This window comes from Lachnoclostridium sp. An169, assembly GCF_002160525.1.
In the GTDB taxonomy this organism is placed as follows: Bacteria; Bacillota; Clostridia; order Lachnospirales; family Lachnospiraceae; genus Mediterraneibacter; species Mediterraneibacter cottocaccae.
Window position 1 is genome coordinate 20,789 of the sequence record NZ_NFKT01000025.1, and the last position, 15,684, is coordinate 36,472.

Annotated in this window: 14 protein-coding genes and 2 pseudogenes; all 16 read left to right on the forward strand. The window is 50.4% G+C overall.

Annotation, left to right across the window (positions count from 1 at the left end; all coding sequences use genetic code 11):
- Positions 1 to 3: 3 nt before the first annotated feature.
- Positions 4 to 84: pseudogene (locus B5F07_RS23580) on the forward strand (transglutaminase); the annotation flags it as partial.
- Positions 85 to 321: 237 nt separating this feature from the next.
- Positions 322 to 861 (forward strand): type IV toxin-antitoxin system AbiEi family antitoxin domain-containing protein, encoded by a 540-nt coding sequence (locus B5F07_RS15765; protein WP_087162219.1) that lies wholly within the window; start codon positions 322 to 324, stop codon positions 859 to 861.
- On the forward strand, positions 861 to 1,664 hold the full coding sequence (locus tag B5F07_RS15770) for a nucleotidyl transferase AbiEii/AbiGii toxin family protein (RefSeq protein WP_087162220.1): 804 nt from the start codon (positions 861 to 863) through the stop codon (positions 1,662 to 1,664). Before B5F07_RS15765 ends, B5F07_RS15770 begins: the two co-directional genes overlap by 1 nt.
- An 85-nt stretch (positions 1,665 to 1,749) precedes the next feature.
- Complete coding sequence (locus tag B5F07_RS23715; RefSeq protein ID WP_442911416.1) at positions 1,750 to 1,872, forward strand: GNAT family N-acetyltransferase; 123 nt, start codon at positions 1,750 to 1,752, stop codon at positions 1,870 to 1,872.
- A gap of 39 nt (positions 1,873 to 1,911) precedes the next feature.
- The gene (locus tag B5F07_RS15775; RefSeq protein WP_087162221.1) at positions 1,912 to 2,559 is read left to right on the forward strand and encodes a flavin reductase family protein; all 648 of its coding nucleotides are present in this window, start codon (positions 1,912 to 1,914) and stop codon (positions 2,557 to 2,559) included.
- 151 nt (positions 2,560 to 2,710) lie between these two features.
- Complete coding sequence (locus B5F07_RS15780) at positions 2,711 to 3,739, forward strand: NAD-dependent epimerase/dehydratase family protein (RefSeq protein WP_087162222.1); 1,029 nt, start codon at positions 2,711 to 2,713, stop codon at positions 3,737 to 3,739.
- A gap of 36 nt (positions 3,740 to 3,775) precedes the next feature.
- Positions 3,776 to 4,324, forward strand: a complete 549-nt coding sequence (locus tag B5F07_RS15785; RefSeq protein WP_087162223.1) for an SDR family NAD(P)-dependent oxidoreductase — start codon at positions 3,776 to 3,778, stop codon at positions 4,322 to 4,324.
- Positions 4,325 to 4,460: 136 nt separating this feature from the next.
- The gene (locus B5F07_RS15790; RefSeq protein WP_087162224.1) at positions 4,461 to 5,462 is read left to right on the forward strand and encodes a DUF362 domain-containing protein; all 1,002 of its coding nucleotides are present in this window, start codon (positions 4,461 to 4,463) and stop codon (positions 5,460 to 5,462) included.
- A complete protein-coding gene (locus B5F07_RS15795) occupies positions 5,440 to 6,519 on the forward strand; it encodes an FAD:protein FMN transferase (protein WP_242972557.1) in 1,080 nt (359 codons plus the stop codon). Before B5F07_RS15790 ends, B5F07_RS15795 begins: the two co-directional genes overlap by 23 nt.
- A gap of 2 nt (positions 6,520 to 6,521) precedes the next feature.
- Positions 6,522 to 6,641, forward strand: a pseudogene (locus B5F07_RS23160) (arsenate reductase ArsC); the annotation flags it as partial.
- 275 nt (positions 6,642 to 6,916) lie between these two features.
- Complete coding sequence (locus tag B5F07_RS15805; protein ID WP_087162258.1) at positions 6,917 to 7,837, forward strand: SIR2 family NAD-dependent protein deacylase; 921 nt, start codon at positions 6,917 to 6,919, stop codon at positions 7,835 to 7,837.
- Positions 7,827 to 8,606: a protein-ADP-ribose hydrolase gene (locus B5F07_RS15810; protein WP_087162225.1), complete on the forward strand. Its 780-nt coding sequence runs from the start codon at positions 7,827 to 7,829 to the stop codon at positions 8,604 to 8,606. Before B5F07_RS15805 ends, B5F07_RS15810 begins: the two co-directional genes overlap by 11 nt.
- Before the next feature lie 271 nt (positions 8,607 to 8,877).
- Positions 8,878 to 9,027, forward strand: coding sequence for a hypothetical protein (locus B5F07_RS22655; protein ID WP_162613151.1), 150 nt, complete (start codon positions 8,878 to 8,880; stop codon positions 9,025 to 9,027).
- A 136-nt stretch (positions 9,028 to 9,163) separates the two neighbouring features.
- On the forward strand, positions 9,164 to 10,336 hold the full coding sequence (locus tag B5F07_RS15815) for an iron-containing alcohol dehydrogenase (protein ID WP_087162226.1): 1,173 nt from the start codon (positions 9,164 to 9,166) through the stop codon (positions 10,334 to 10,336).
- Between the two features lie 467 nt (positions 10,337 to 10,803).
- The gene (locus tag B5F07_RS15820; RefSeq protein WP_087162227.1) at positions 10,804 to 13,596 is read left to right on the forward strand and encodes a glycoside hydrolase family 3 protein; all 2,793 of its coding nucleotides are present in this window, start codon (positions 10,804 to 10,806) and stop codon (positions 13,594 to 13,596) included.
- A gap of 33 nt (positions 13,597 to 13,629) precedes the next feature.
- Positions 13,630 to 15,675 carry a beta-galactosidase gene (locus B5F07_RS15825; protein ID WP_087162228.1) on the forward strand — a complete coding sequence of 682 codons (2,046 nt, stop codon included), beginning with the start codon at positions 13,630 to 13,632 and terminating at the stop codon, positions 15,673 to 15,675.
- The last annotated feature ends 9 nt before the right edge of the window (positions 15,676 to 15,684 follow it).

Here is a 15,684-nt window from a genome sequence, read left to right on the forward strand (position 1 = left end):
AATGATGAGATCCTGTTTGGCTATAATGTGGATGACAGTATTCCGGCATCAAAGGTTTTAGATGATGGATATGGACAGTGCAATAGGGAATAACCGACTAGCTCCAACGTGGTTCCCAAAAGAACTGCCAACACCGCATACAGTTCGCATCTCAACACGACTTTGATGCGTTTTGGAAAAACATCCGTAAAAATCTTAAAATTGCGGATGAAAATTAAAATAACTGGCTTGACTTTCATGCTGCTATCAGTTATAATTTTAAAAATGTCCGCAAAATAATAAAAAAGGCGGATGGAATTCGAAATGAAAGGAGATGCCAGTATGAAAAGTCGGGCTGAGTGTTTAAAAGAATACGGTTCTGATTATCTGATTCAGCAAAAAGTTAAATCAGGCGAACTGTTTCGTGTTGGAAAGGCGCTTTACTCGGATGAAAAGAGCGTGCCGGAAGTGGCAGTGCTGGCATATAAATACCCGCAGGCTGTCCTGACCATGCACAGCGCTTTTTATTTTCATGGTCTGACCGATGTTATCCCGGAAAGATATGATCTGGCAACAGACCGGAATGCTGCAAAGATCAGGGACAGAAGAGTGAAACAATACTTCATTCCTTCTCATTTTGTGGATCAGGGTATTGAGACAACGATATACAAAGGATATCCCATAAGAGTGTACAATAAAGAACGGATGCTGATAGAACTGCTCCGATATAAGTCAAAGCTGCCTTTTGATTTTTATAAAGAAGTCCTTCTTAATTACAGGAAGATCCTACCAAAGCTAAATATCCAGGAAATTCAGGATTATGCTATGGATGCACCCAAGAGCAGTAAGATAATGGAGACACTACAGATGGAGGTTATGTGATGGCAAATTTGGAGGAACTGGCTACGCAGGTAAAAAACGAAGGCCATTCAGAAGTAAATGCTGAAGCGAAGGTATGTCAGGACATTGTGTTGAAGGCAATATCACAAAGCAGTCTTAGCCGAAATGTGACGGTGAAAGGCGGCGTGGTGATGCGGAGCATAACAGGTGATGTCAGACGTGCCACTCAGGATATGGATCTGGATTTTCTCAGGTACTCACTTTCTGAAACAGCCATCAGGGATTTCGTTGAGAAACTGAACTGTCTGGAAGGAATCACGATCACAATTACAGGAGATATTGAAGAATTATCCCAACAGGAATACAGGGGAAAACGGGTATATGTGACACTGTCTGATGATACAGGTCATTCATTTTTAAGTAAGATCGACCTTGGGGTACATAAACAGGTTCAAATTGAACAGGATGAATACTGCTTTGATGTGTGCCTGGATGATGTAGGAGCAAGCCTTTTGATAAATTCGAAAGAGCAGATTTTCACAGAGAAATTAAGGTCTCTACTTAGATTTGGTCCATTATCCACAAGATACAAAGATATTTTTGATCTTTGCTACCTTTCTGACTACCTGGATAACACAAAACTCCGTCAATGCATGGACACTTATATCTTTAAAGACCCTGGCATGCGTGAAACGAACATGAAAGCTGTGATGAACCGAGTGAACCGGACATTTTCTGACCGCCTCTACAGAAGAAATATAGAGAGGGCAGGAAGGGCAAACTGGATCGGGATAAAAACTTCCGATGCGCTTGAAAAGATAAAGGATTTTTTGGACTCGTTATAAGGCAAACTAAGAATACTATTTAAGAAGTATCGTAAGCGCTCAATAAAATAATGGATATCTTTTCACAGGATATTCAGCTTATGATGTGATTGTTGCTTATGATGGAAATATTCCGGTTGGATGCGCCAGCTTTAAGCGCTATGATGAGGAATGTGCCGAAGTGAAACGGGTCTTTGTGAAACAGGCTTATCGGAAAAAGACTTTATAAGTTCTTAGATAAATGGAAAGAAGCGCAGGAGGTACCTGTATGAAGATTGAGATAGGAAAAGAATTTCCCGAGTATTTTAAACCGTTATATCCGGAAGAGTTTGACCTGTTCTCACATTTTGAGGTGACGGCAGGGATACCGACGGTTTTATTTGCCGTCACTACATGGAAAGAAAACGGACAGCCGAATATATGTTTTCATTCCTGGAGCTGTTTCCACGGAGATAAAACGGCGTTTTTTGCTGTTATGGGAAATCTGTACCAGCACACGCATACTTATGCAAATATCCTGAGAGAGAAATGTTTCTGCATTAATTTTCTGCCGATCAGCCATTACGAAAACCTTGTGGAGACGATTCGCCATAATGAGTACGAAGATGATGAATTTGCATCAGGAAATTTTACCCTTTCCAATGCCGGCACCATTCATGCGCCGATGATACAGGAGGCATTTATCAGTATGGAGTGCACGTTAAAAGAGGTGCAGGATCTCAGCGGGGCAGGGGTCACCGCCATGGTTATCGGGCAGGTGCAGCACATCTCTGTTGAGGAAGAGTATGCAAGAGGATATCAGAAACGGTACGGAAAAGAGGGATTCATGATGCTGGTGCCGGCGCCTCAGGATCTTGTCTCCGGAGAGCCGAATCAGTCCGCGATCGCTACTGTGAATATCGAAAAATATGACTGACCGTGTTGGTGATGAAAAGAGATGTATTACAAACAGCTCTATAATTAATAAAACAGAAGCGATTTGAAAACAAAAGAATAACAGAAACCCGTTAAGATAAGACCTGTCAGATGAACATAATAATATGTTTAAGAAAGAGAGGTCTTTTTCAATGGGTAAAACAGTTTATTTGGTAACAGGGGCAGCAGGTTTTCTTGGAAGCCATGTATGTGATGAACTTCTGGAGCGGGGAGATCATGTGAGGGCTCTTGTACTCCCTGGTGATAAATCCGTAAAATACGTTCCGGAGGAAGTGGACATTGTTGAGGGTGACCTCTGCGACGTGGATTCACTGGAACGGTTTTTTACGATCTCCGAAGGAGAGGAGTCTGTAGTCATCCACTGTGCGAGCATGGTGACGACGAATGCAGAGTTCAGCCAGAAGCTGATGGACGTCAATGTGGGCGGAACGAAAAATATGATCGATATGTGCCTGAAGCATCCGGAATGTAAGAAGATGGTCTACGTCAGTTCCACAGGCGCAATCCCGGAGCAGCCAAAAGGCACGGTGATCCGTGAGACAGACCATTTCACCCCTATCGATGAGAAACGTCAGGTGGGATGTTACAGCCAGTCCAAAGCTCTGGCGACCCAGGCAGTGTTGGATGCATGTAAAGAGAGAGGTCTGAAAGCCTGCGTGGTGCATCCGAGCGGGATCCTGGGACCAAAAGACTACGCAGTCAGTGAGACGACAGGCACGGTCATCAAGATCATGAACGGAAAGATGCCTGTGGGAATGGGCGGTTCTTTTAATCTCTGCGATGTGCGCGATCTGGCGCACGGATGCGTGGGCGCGGCAGACAGGGGCAGGATCGGAGAGTGCTACATCCTGGGGAATAAAGAAGTGACCTTAAAGGAGATGTGCAGGATGCTCCATGAGGCAAGCGGGTGTAAGACGCCGTATTTCTATGTCCCGATCAGCATGGCATATAAACTTGCGGAACAGATGGAGAAAAAAGCGGAAAAGACGGGAGAAAAACCGATGATGACGAATTTCGCCGTATATAATCTGGCGAGAAATAATAAGTTTGATTACTCCAAGGCGGAGCGGGAGCTGGGATATCATACCAGACCGTATGAGGAAACCCTCCGGGACGAAGCCAGATGGCTGATGGCAGAAGGATATCTTGAGACGGCATAACGCATAAAAACAGGAGAAAATGGAGGGAGAACAATCATGGAGAAGAAAATCTGTGTTATCACCGGAGGCGGAAGCGGCATGGGACTGGAGAGCGCAAAGCTCATGGGCAGGACCCACTATGTGATCATCTGCGGACGTACTGTCGGCAAACTGAAAGACGCCATTGAAAATCTGAAGAGGGAAGGTGTGGAGTGCGAGGCATTTCCCTGTGATGTGGGAGACTATACTTCTGTGCGGAAGCTTGCGGAACACGCCCGAAAGCTTGGCGAGGTGCAGGCGGTGATCCATGCGGCCGGGATGAGTCCGCATATGGGAGATGCGGAGGATATCATGCAGACTAATGCACTGGGCACGGTCTATATGAATACGGAGTTTGCCAGAGTGATGGGCGAAGGGGGATGCATCCTGGATGTCTCTTCCATGTCAGCCTATCTCACTCCGTCACTTGTGATGCCGCGAAAACTCTACAAATATGCTCTGGAAGATGTGGAACTGTTCCGGGAGAAGATCAACAGGAGCCTGAGGATTTTCCCGAAGTCTGTGCGGCCGGGTGTGGCATCCGGGGTATCTGCGTTTAGCCGGTGAAGATTTCCAAGTTGATAATTTCTGGCGAGATGATCTCTTATTTTTTCCGTTGCACAGTGAGGGGCTCAGGGAGTATGATATAAATGGTGCAAAAAGTGACTCAATCAGGATTCGCAGTAAAAAGGAGGAGTTTGCAATGTCAGATCAGAAACCAGTACCGGGCACCGGAGGAAACCGCTATATTCCATATGAAGAGCGGACCGGCGGGGAATCCACGGTTTATTTTACAAGAGACCTGTCCGCGGAGGGACTTCGGAAAATATTCAAAAGAGTGAGCGGTGAGCTTACGGGCAAGGTGGGAATCAAGCTTCACACCGGGGAGCCGCATGGCCCCAACATTATCCCCCGTCCATGGGTGGAGGCGCTGATCAGAAATGAGCTGCCGGAGGCTAATATCGTGGAGACGAACACGTATTATGACGGTGGACGTTATACGACGGAAGCCCACAGGGAGACGCTGAAAGTAAACGGATGGACGTTCTGTCCGGTAGACATCCTGGATGAGGACGGTGCGGTTCCGTTTCCGGTGGAAGGCGGCAAGTGGTTCCACGAGATGTACATGGGGAAAAATCTTCAGAACTATGATTCCCTCTTTGTCCTGACTCATTTCAAGGGGCATACCCAGGGCGGCTTCGGCGGTTCCGGCAAGAATATCGGCATCGGATGTGCGGATGGAAGGATCGGAAAGGCGATGATCCACACGACGCCGGGATCCGATGATATGTGGGATATTGCGAAAGAAGAATTTATGGAGCGGATGATGGAGTCCGCAAAAGCTGTGGTGGATCATTTCGGAAAACATATCTGTTTTGTAAATGTTCTGCGCAACATGTCAGTTTCCTGCGACTGTGAGGGAGTGGCGGCAGCGCCGGTTGTGACGCCGAACATCGGGATTGTCGCTTCCACGGATATCCTTGCGGCAGATCAGGCGTCCGTTGATCTGGTTTATGCGCTGAAGGAAGAGGACCGGCATGCTCTGACCGAGCGGATGGAGTCCCGGCACGGATTAAGGCAGCTCACCTATATGAAGGAGCTTCATATGGGAAATGACAGATACCATCTGTTCGATATCGACAATGAGGACAGAGAGATTACACTGGCGGAGGCTGTGAAAGATGTTGTTCCATTCGAAGGATAGGGAACGCGCGGCAGAAAATTCTCTTATGCGGCGGGGATTTCTGACCCTGCCGCTTCTTGCTGCGCTGTTGTTCACGGGATGTTCTTCTCTGGGGGCGGTAAATGAGGAGCCGGTGCAGTCCGATCTCTTTGCCATGGACACTTATATGACGTTTACTGCATACGGGGACGGGGCAGAGCAGGCGCTTGCAGACGTAGAAGAACGGATAAAGGAACTGGAAGGAGAATGGTCTGTCACAGATGAAGGCAGTGAGATCTACAGGGTCAACCACAGCGGCGGCGCACCGGTGGAACTTGGAGCGGATACGGCGGGAATCGTAAGCTTTGCCCTGGAGATGGCAGAGGAGACCGGAGGGGCTCTGGATCCTACAATCTACCCGGTGCTGACGGCGTGGGGATTTACCACGGATGAAAACCGGATTCCCTCCCAGGAGGAGATCGACAGCCTTCTTGAACATGTGGGATATGAAAAAGTAGAAATGTCAGGAAATCAGATCTCCCTTCCGGAAGGGATGGAGATAGACCTGGGTGCAGTGGGAAAAGGATATGCCGGGGATCTTGCGGCGGAGATTATAAGAGAAAAGGGGATCACCAGCGCGCTCCTGGATATCGGCGGCAATATTCAGGCAGTCGGCTCCCGCCCCGGCGGAGGGGACTGGCGGCTGGGAATTCAGAATCCATTCGGGGACGGGCAGATCGGGCTGCTCACAGTGTCTGACTGCGCGGTGGTGACTTCAGGCAATTATGAGCGCTATTTTATTGGAGAAGATGGAAAACGGTACTGCCACATTATCGATCCGAAGACCGGATATCCGGTGGATAACGGTCTGGCTTCCGTCACAGTAATCACAGAGGAGGGAAGGAGAGGAGACGCTCTTTCCACAGCGCTGTTTGTGATGGGCGCGGAAGAAGCGGAAAATTACTGGAGGGATAACAGCGGATTTGAGCTGATTATCATCACGGAGGAGGGAAAAGTCCTTATTACCGAAGGCGTGTCGGATCAGTTCACTCTGGGAAGTTCCTTTTCAAATATGGAGGTCAGTGTGATCTCCAGATAAAGGAGGAGTTCAATGAGAGCAAACTTTTGTCAGAGATTCCTCCGGCAGACATTGTGATTACAATGGGGTGCAACGTGAACTGCCCGTATCTGCCATGCAGTTACAGAGAGGACTGGGGGCTGTATAAGCTCCCTTTTTTGATGGAAAAATAAAAAACTTAAATGTAACTGTTGACATTACAATAAAGACGTGCTACTTTAATAACGCGAGATGTAATAAAAACGATTACAACAAAGAAGGAAAGCAAAATGAAAAAATAATAGAATTCAAAAGATAGCAGTGACGGAATTAAAAAGGAGGCAGAGGGCAAATGGCGATCCAGATTTTACACAGGAAAAACCAGGCAGAGAGCACCCATAAGATAGAGAAAATAGATTTTTCCCGGTTTTTGAGCGGGATGCCTGCCAGAGACTATATTTTTCAGAATATTCCTTATGAGGAACAGATCCGGCAGGTGGCAGAGCTTCTGGAGGATGCGGACGCGGTGATTATCGGCGCGGGCGCCGGTTTGTCCACAGCGGCAGGAATGAATTACGGGGGACGGCGTTTTACGGATAATTTTCAGGAGTTTATCGACCGGTACGGACCGGCATATATGACAGATATGTACAGTGCGGGATTCTACCCGTTCCCCACCCAGGAGGAAAAATGGGGCTACTGGTCCAAACACGCTTACCTGAACCGGATCGAGCCGGATGCGCTCCCCCTTTACCGTTCCGTTTATGATCTGGTGAAAGAGAAACCACACTTTGTGCTGACTACAAATGTGGACCATCAGTTCTGGAAAGTGGGATTTTCCGATGAGGAGATCTTCGCCACCCAGGGGGATTACGGAGAGATCCAGTGTGAAAAAGGCTGTCATCCGAAAGTATATGATGCTGTGGAGCTTTTCAGCAGAATGAATGAGGCGAGAACAGGCTGTCAGATCCCCTCGGAGCTGGTGCCGAAATGTCCGGTGTGCGGCGGCAATATGACCATGCATCTGCGGTGCGACCAGTATTTTTTGGAAGATGAGCACTGGCATGAGGCCGCGGCGCGTTACGGAGATTTCTTAAGTGAGTACAGCGGGAAAAAAGTCGTGCTTCTGGAGCTTGGCGTCGGCTTCAATACACCGACCATCATCCGTTTCCCCTTTGAAAAGATGGTGCGCCAGGAGGCGGGCTGGTCTCTGGTGCGTCTGAATCTGAACGAGGCGGTAGTGCCGGAAAGCCTCGGAGAGCGGGCGGTAGGGATCAATGCCGATCTTGCCGGAAGTATTGAAGATATACGGAAGCTATGTGCGGGGACCGGAGAGGAGCGTGCAGAAAATGACGCATGAAGAACAGAGAATCTGGCTGATCCGGGAATTGCTGGCGGAACTTCCTCAGTACAGTGAGATGAAAGTTCCGGACAATGAGGAAGAGCAGAAGAGGCTCCTGAGAAGCCTGATGAATATCCGCGTTCTCCGCCCGATCAGTGATGAATTTCTTAAAATTCAGGATGAATACTTGAGGGAAGAGGTCGCAGAAAAAGGAATTACAGACAGTGCATCGCTGCCTCCGTCATCCCTTGACAGCCGTCTGGTATTATGGCGCGGGGATATTACAACGCTGAAGATCGATGCGATCGTAAACGCAGCCAACAGTGCTTTGAGGGGATGTTTTGTGCCCTGCCATTCCTGCGTGGACAACATCATTCACAGCGTAAGCGGCATACAGCTCCGTCTGGCATGCGATCGGCTTATGAATGAGCAGGGGCACGACGAGCCCACGGGGAAAGCAAAGATCACGCCTGCATATAACCTGCCCTGCAGGTATGTACTCCACACGGTAGGACCGATCGTATCGGGAATCCTGACGGAGCAGCACTGCAGACTGCTCGCGGACTGCTACCGCTCCTGTCTGGAACTGGCAGCAGAAAGTGGTCTGAAAAGCATTGCATTCTGCTGTATTTCCACGGGAGAGTTTCATTTTCCGCAGAAAAAAGCGGCAAAGATCGCGGTGCGCACAGTCAGGGAATTTCTGGATAAAGATGATCGAATTGAGCGGGTTGTGTTTAATGTATTCAAAGAAACGGATTACGAAATTTACAGAGAACTGCTGGAATAATGTACAGCGGTTCTTTTTTTGCAATCGTCTTCCTGCGGATTCTTCCCGCAGATTTTTTTCCAGATTTCCGCAGGCCATGCAACTGACAGTGGAAATGCCTTTCAGGCATAAAATTGCATGAAAAATAAGTATTGGATATATCGGGAGAGAACAATTATACTTTCATGGTGAGTTATGCGGGTGAGGCGGCTGGATCAGGCGTTTCGCTCGTCAATATGTTCAACACGGTGTTTATTTATCTGTTTTCCGCACTGACAGCAGGCGGTGCCGAGTGGTGTTCTCTGTTCTTTTCGGGATCGGGATGAACCTGGGCGTAATCGGAGTCGCTTTTGCCATGTGTCTGGACTGGATGATCCGGGCGGCATTCTTCTGGGGCAGGTTCCGGCGGGGAAAGTGGAAAAGCTTCCGGGTGATCGGATAAGCTGTTTCCCGGGCGACCGGATCGGTTGCTTTCCGGGGAATCGGACAGCATCAATGCATAATGATATCTCCCGTGCTTTATGCACGGTTTATTATAGATGATAAAGATAAGACTTATTTTTCAGGAGGTATTTGCGATGAGTTACAATTTTTTTGATCCTACACGGGTTCTTTTCGGTGCAGGCCAGTTAAACCATCTTCATGAGCAGACCATGCCGGGCAAAAAGGCCATGGTTGTCATTTCCAACGGAAAATCAACGAGAGAAAACGGTTCCCTGGACCGGACTCTGGATGAACTTCACAAAGCGGGCGTGGAAACCGTCCTTTTTGACAAGGTTGGCGCCAATCCGCTGAAAAGTGTGGTGGAGGAAGGCGGAAGATTCGCCCGGGACAATGGATGCGATTTCGTAGTGGCACTGGGCGGAGGCTCTGTCATGGATGCGGCGAAGATCATGGCAATGTACGCTCTTCAGCCGGGAGATCTGTGGGATTATGTGGCAGGGGCGACAGGAAAGATGCAGCCCCTCGCGAACCCGACACTTCCGGTGATTGCGATCACGACCACAGCGGGAACAGGATCTGAAGTAGATCAGTGGGGCGTTGTCACGAACCCGGAGACCAACGAGAAGATCGGCTGTGGCGGGCAGGACAGCCTGTTCCCTGTAATCGCAGTTGTAGACCCGGAACTGATGGCGACCGTTCCTCCGAAATTTACCGCTTACCAGGGATTTGACGCGCTGTTCCACTCCACGGAAGGATACATCTCCGGCGTCACCAGCCTGATGGGAGATATGGTTCAGCTCGCAGCCATCGAGAATATCGGAAAATATCTGGCACGGGCAGTAAAGGACGGCAGCGACATGGAGGCAAGGGAGCATGTGGCGTTTGCCAACACCATGTCAGGCTATTCCATGGTTGTGGGGGCATGTACAAGCGAGCACGCCATGGAGCATGCCATGAGCGCTTATCATCAGGAACTGCCCCACGGAGCCGGACTGATCATGATCTCAAAAGAGTACTATACTCATTTTGTCAACAAGCACTGCTGCGATGAGCGTTTTGTCCGCATGGCGCAGGCACTTGGAAAAACAGATGCGAAAGATCCCATGGATTTCGTGACGGCGCTTGTGGAACTTCAGGAGGCGTGCGGGGTTGCTGATCTGAAGATGTCAGATTACGGAATTCAGAAAGATGAGTGTATGACTCTGGCAAAAAATGCACGGGCTACCATGGGCGGGCTCTTTGCCTCTGATCCGGTGCAGATGACGGATGAGGAGTGCGCGGCGATCTATGAGAAGTCTTACCGTTGACGGATCGTTTCAACTTTGTATGTCAATTAAGAAAACAGGAGTGCTTATGTGATGCGATTTCACATAAGCACTCCGTAATTTTACACAAAAACATCCGCGAAAAAGTATTCATTCTGTCTGTACAAGACATTCTTTTTTGTAAAAACAGATCCCGTATTTCCGGATATTCCTGTATCCTTCTGCCCTCAGAGCGGCTTCATATCCTATGGGCATTGTTTTCTTCATGCTGATCCCTCTCTTAAGAAATAACCTGTGTATAGTATAACCGGTAATCCGCGGGAGGGCAAGCGGAGTTCAGAATAGAAAATAAGCAAGAAAATTCAAAAAGTCTCTTTTATCAAAAAAATACCCGCAAAAGCAAATTTTTGCATGACAGCCGGTGCCTTTCTCTTATATAATAGAGCCATGCCATTTATGCTGCGAAAAAAGCAGATGACAGAGAATACAGTTACTGGGAGGAGAACATCATGGGAAACCGTTATGAGATTGACTGGAAGAAATACGCGTCCCTCGCCCGTCAGGCGGCTGCAGAGGGAGCCGTGCTTCTGCGCAATGAATACACGGGCGGGAAGGGAAACGGGAAACGGGCGCTTCCGCTGCATGCAGAAGAGCACATCGCCGTGTTCGGAAGAATCCAGTTCGACTATTACAAGAGCGGTACAGGATCGGGCGGTCTGGTGAATACGAAATATGTAGTGGGGATCCTGGACGCCCTGAAGGAAGAGAATCTGGTCATTGACAGTGAGGTGGAAGCGTATTACACGGAATGGCTTGCATCTCATCCTTTTGATCAGGGAACCGGCTGGGCGCAGGAGCCCTGGAGTCAGGAGGAGGCGCCTCTTCCGGATGAACTTGTGAGAAATGCGGCGGAAAGGTCTGATGCCGCCGTGATCGTTATCGGCAGGACTGCCGGGGAGGACCGCGACGCGGCGGCTGAGAAGGGGAGCTATCTTCTGACAGATCAGGAGGAAGAGATGCTCGCAAAGGTATGCGGGGCATTTGACCGGACCATCGTGCTGCTCAATGTGGGCAGTATTATCGATATGAACTGGGTGGAACAGTACAGGCCATCCGCTGTCCTCTATGTCTGGCAGGGCGGTATGGAAGGCGGACACGGCGCTGCGGACGTACTTATGGGACGGGTAAATCCCTGTGGAAAACTGCCGGATACGATTGCGCGCGACATCAGCGATTATCCGTCCACTGCGAATTTCGGTGGGGAGGATTCCAATATCTATGCGGAAGATATCTATGTGGGATACCGGTATTTTGAGACGTTTGCAAAGGAAAAGACGGCATACCCCTTCGGATACGGGCTTTCCTATACGGATTTCTCGGTGGAGTGCGTGAAAGCGGAGCGTAAGAACACGGGAAGCGAAAAGGCGGAAACTGTCCTTACTGTGAAAGTGACGAATACGGGTGCGGTTCCGGGAAAAGAAGTGGTTCAGGTCTATGCAGGCGCTCCACAGGGCGTGCTCGGGAAACCTGCCCGTACTCTTGCCGCATTTGCCAAGACAGGAGAGCTTAAGTCCGGGGAGACGGAAGAGCTGCTTCTGACCGTGGCGGACCGCTCTCTTGCCTCCTATGACGATGCGGGACTGACCGGACACCGCGCCTGTTATGTCCTGGAGGCGGGAGACTATGAGTTCTATGTGGGAACAGATGTGAGAAGCGCGTCTCCGGCGGGCGGCTTTACACAGGAGGAAACAGTGGTGGCAAAGCAGTGCAGCGAGGCGGCAGCGCCGGAACATTCCTTTAAGCGTATGGCTCCGGAAGGATGCGGCAATACACTGGCTCCGGCAAAGACGGCTTCCATGAAAGACCATATGGCACAGGAGAATATTTCGGAAATTCCATATACCGGCAACCGGAGGTGGAAGCTGGCAGATGTGTACGACGGAAAGACAGATATGGATACATTCCTGGGGCAGCTCTCGGACAGCGACCTGTGTGCGCTGGTGAAAGGGGAGGGCATGTGTTCGCCCAAGGTTACACCGGGAACGGCAGCGGCGTTCGGCGGGCTGACAGAGAGTCTGAAGAATTTCGGTGTTCCCTGCGGCTGCTGTGCGGACGGACCTTCCGGCATCCGTATGGACTGCGGGACAAAGGCATTCAGCATGCCGAACGGCGTCTGCCTTGCCTCTACCTTTAATGAGGAACTTCTGGAAGAACTCTATGAGATGGAAGGCGCAGAACTCAGGAAGAACCGGATCGATACCCTCCTGGGACCGGGGATGAACATCCACAGGAATCCGCTGAATGGCAGAAACTTCGAATACTTCTCCGAGGATCCCCTGCTCACCGGAAAGATGGCCGCAGCACAGCTCCGTGGGATGAACCGCTACGGAGTGACAGGAACAGTGAAGCATTTTGCCGGCAATAATCAGGAACATAACCGCAGAAAATATAATTCCATTATGTCGGAGCGCGCACTGCGGGAGATCTACCTGAAAGGCTTTGAAATCGCGGTAAAAGAAGGCGGCGCGTATTCCGTGATGACCACATACGGCGCGGTGAACGGCGTGTGGACGGCGTCAAACTACGATCTGGTTACGACCATTCTCCGGAAAGAATGGGGCTTTGACGGTATGGTCATGACCGACTGGTGGGCGGAGATGAACGACGAGGGAGAGGTTCCTTCCATACAGAATCTTGCCGCCATGGTGCGTGCGCAGAATGATGTGTTCATGGTGGTTCCGGATACGGAGAATTATCCCTGCAATCTGGAAGAAAGCCTGAAAAACGGTTTGCTAAAGCGGGCTTCTCTGCAGAGATGTGCAGCTAATGTACTGAACATGCTGATGCGTTCTCCGGTGATGGAACGTTTCCTGGGCCGTATCAGTGAGGAAGAGAAGGAGGCTTTTGAGAAGCTGGAAAGCGAGGATCAGGTGGACTTTGATCTGGTTTACCACGATGTGGACGGAGAGCTGGTTCTGCCTGGCGGGGAGATCTGCACGGACAAAGGCTCTTCCGCGGTAATCGGTGTAAGACTTCTCCGCAGGGGAAAATATCATCTGTCCATGCGTGTGAAAGCCGACGCCGGAGAACTGGCTCAGATCCCGGTATCGGTATTCCTGGGAGGAAACCTTGCCGGCACAGTGACCATCAACGGAACCAACGGAGAATGGATTGAGACAGAAATGGATCTGGGCGTGGTGGTATTTCCCAACAATTACATCCGCCTTTATTTTGCCCAGAGCGGCATGGAGATCGAATCGCTGAAGATCTGGTGGGAAGAGATGAAGGGGCTGCAGGCTTAAAATGCACATTACAGAAATGAGGAGGAAATATATATGAAGATCAGAAAATTACCGGAGAAGCTGCTCCACGGCGGCGACTACAATCCGGATCAGTGGTTGGACTGCCCGGAGGTCCTTGAGGAGGACATCCGGCTGATGAAAGAAGCACATGTTAATTGCGTAAGCCTGGGCATCTTTGCCTGGGGAAAACTGGAGCCTGAGGAGGGCAGATATGAACTGGACTGGCTGGGCGGGATCATCGACCGGCTCTATGACAACGGGATCAGCACGATCCTGGCAACCCCCACCGGGGCGATGCCTCACTGGCTGCAGGAAAATTACGAGGAAGTGCGCCAGGTGCTCTCTAACGGGATCAGAAAACTTCCGGGCGGACGGCATAATTTCTGCCCTTCTTCTCCGGTGATGAGAAAGAAGATGCAGGGAATCGACCGTGCGCTGTCCAAAAAGTTCGGGAAACATCCGGGCGTGATTGCATGGCATCTCTCCAATGAGTATGCGGGCGGCGCGGGAGATAACGGGGACGGAGCGTGCTACTGTCCGCTTTGCCAGGCGAATTTCCGGAAATGGCTCAAAGAGCGCTACCATACGCTTGACAACTTAAATCATGCATGGTGGAACTCCTTCTGGAGTAATGACATTACCGACTGGGAGCAGATTCATGCGCCGTCCACAATCGGGGAATCCACTCTGGACGGGCTGAAACTGGACTGGAGACGGTTCGTCAGCGACCAGATTCTGGACTTCTGTAAAGAAGAAAGAGATGTGGTGCGGGAATTTTCCGACCGCCCGGTGGTGACAAACCTGATGGGGGCATTCTATCCGCTGGACTATTTCAAATGGGCAAAGGAACTGGATATCGTCTCGCTGGACAATTATCCGTTCTGGCATTACATGGAGGACGAGTCGCTCATGGCATCCGCATCGTCCTTTGCACATACGCTGATGAGAAGCCTGAAGAAACAGCCGTACCTTCTGATGGAGAGCGTGCCGTCCGCCGTACAGTGGGGACCGAAAAACACGCTGAAGCGTCCGGGCATGCATGCCCTTTCCTCTCTCCAGGCGATTGCCTGCGGCTCCGACAGCGTCCAGTATTTCCAGTGGCGCAAGGGCAGAGGCGGCAGCGAGAAGTACCACGGCGCTGTAGTGGATCACAAAAACGGCGGAAATACGAGAGTGTTCCGGGATGTGGCGGATCTGGGAGAACGTTTGGAGGACATTGCCTCAAGAGTGCTCAGAACATGCAACCGCCCGAGAGCAGCCATCGTATTTGACTGGGAGAACAGGTGGGCTGTGGACGGAACGGCGGCGGTTACGAATCCGTTTGACTATACGCACAGGTGGCAGAGATACTACCGGGCATTCTGGGATCTGGGAATGGATGTGGATATCATCAATATGGACGATCCGCTGGAAGGTTACTCGCTGATCGTTGCGCCTTATAACTACATGTACCGGGGAGATTATGCAGACCGTGTGAGAAAGTTCACCGCGGGGGGCGGCACTTATGTGACGACCTGCTGGAGCGGCGAGGTGGATGAGAGCAGTCTCTGCTTTACGGGAAAACATCCTCTTTCCGATGTGCTGGGAATCCGCACCGAGGAAATCGACGTTATGCCGGATTACGTACACAACCGGGTGATCTGCGGGGACAAAGCTTACGACATTCAGGATCTGTGCGCTCTGGTGCATGCGGAGGCGGCAGAGGTTCTCGGCACCTATGAGAAAGATTTCTATGCCGGATACCCGGCAGTGACCGTGAACCGTTACGGAGAGGGGAAGGCCTATTTCATCGCCTCGGCAAATGAGGAGCCGTTTTACCGGGATTTCCTGAAGATGGTGGCAGAAGAGACAGGGACGGGATGCACACTGAAAGTGTCCGGGGAGCTGCCGAAAGGAGTGACAGTGAATGAGCGCCGGGGAGAAGAGGAAAATGACTCCCTCTGGTTTGTCCAGAATTTCAATGCGGGCGAGACGGCGGTTGTATTTGAGGATACATACCGGGATATTGAAACAGGAGAAGAAGTAAGCGGTGAGTGCGTGATGAAAGGATACCAGTGCCTGATCCTGAAAAAAATATAAAAATGTCGT

Bases quoted from the DNA above. Each gene is read 5' to 3' on its own strand.
- B5F07_RS15790 (WP_087162224.1), top strand. From the start codon at position 4,461: ATGTCAGATCAGAAACCAGTACCGGGCACCGGAGGAAACCGCTATATT.
- B5F07_RS15815 (WP_087162226.1), top strand. From the start codon at position 9,164: ATGAGTTACAATTTTTTTGATCCTACACGGGTTCTTTTCGGTGCAGGC.
- B5F07_RS15780 (WP_087162222.1), top strand. From the start codon at position 2,711: ATGGGTAAAACAGTTTATTTGGTAACAGGGGCAGCAGGTTTTCTTGGA.
- B5F07_RS15765 (WP_087162219.1), top strand. From the start codon at position 322: ATGAAAAGTCGGGCTGAGTGTTTAAAAGAATACGGTTCTGATTATCTG.
- B5F07_RS15770 (WP_087162220.1), top strand. From the start codon at position 861: ATGGCAAATTTGGAGGAACTGGCTACGCAGGTAAAAAACGAAGGCCAT.
- B5F07_RS15825 (WP_087162228.1), top strand. From the start codon at position 13,630: ATGAAGATCAGAAAATTACCGGAGAAGCTGCTCCACGGCGGCGACTAC.
- B5F07_RS15775 (WP_087162221.1), top strand. From the start codon at position 1,912: ATGAAGATTGAGATAGGAAAAGAATTTCCCGAGTATTTTAAACCGTTA.
- B5F07_RS15785 (WP_087162223.1), top strand. From the start codon at position 3,776: ATGGAGAAGAAAATCTGTGTTATCACCGGAGGCGGAAGCGGCATGGGA.
- B5F07_RS15810 (WP_087162225.1), top strand. From the start codon at position 7,827: ATGACGCATGAAGAACAGAGAATCTGGCTGATCCGGGAATTGCTGGCG.
- B5F07_RS15820 (WP_087162227.1), top strand. From the start codon at position 10,804: ATGGGAAACCGTTATGAGATTGACTGGAAGAAATACGCGTCCCTCGCC.
- B5F07_RS15805 (WP_087162258.1), top strand. From the start codon at position 6,917: ATGCCTGCCAGAGACTATATTTTTCAGAATATTCCTTATGAGGAACAG.
- B5F07_RS15795 (WP_242972557.1), top strand. From the start codon at position 5,440: ATGTTGTTCCATTCGAAGGATAGGGAACGCGCGGCAGAAAATTCTCTT.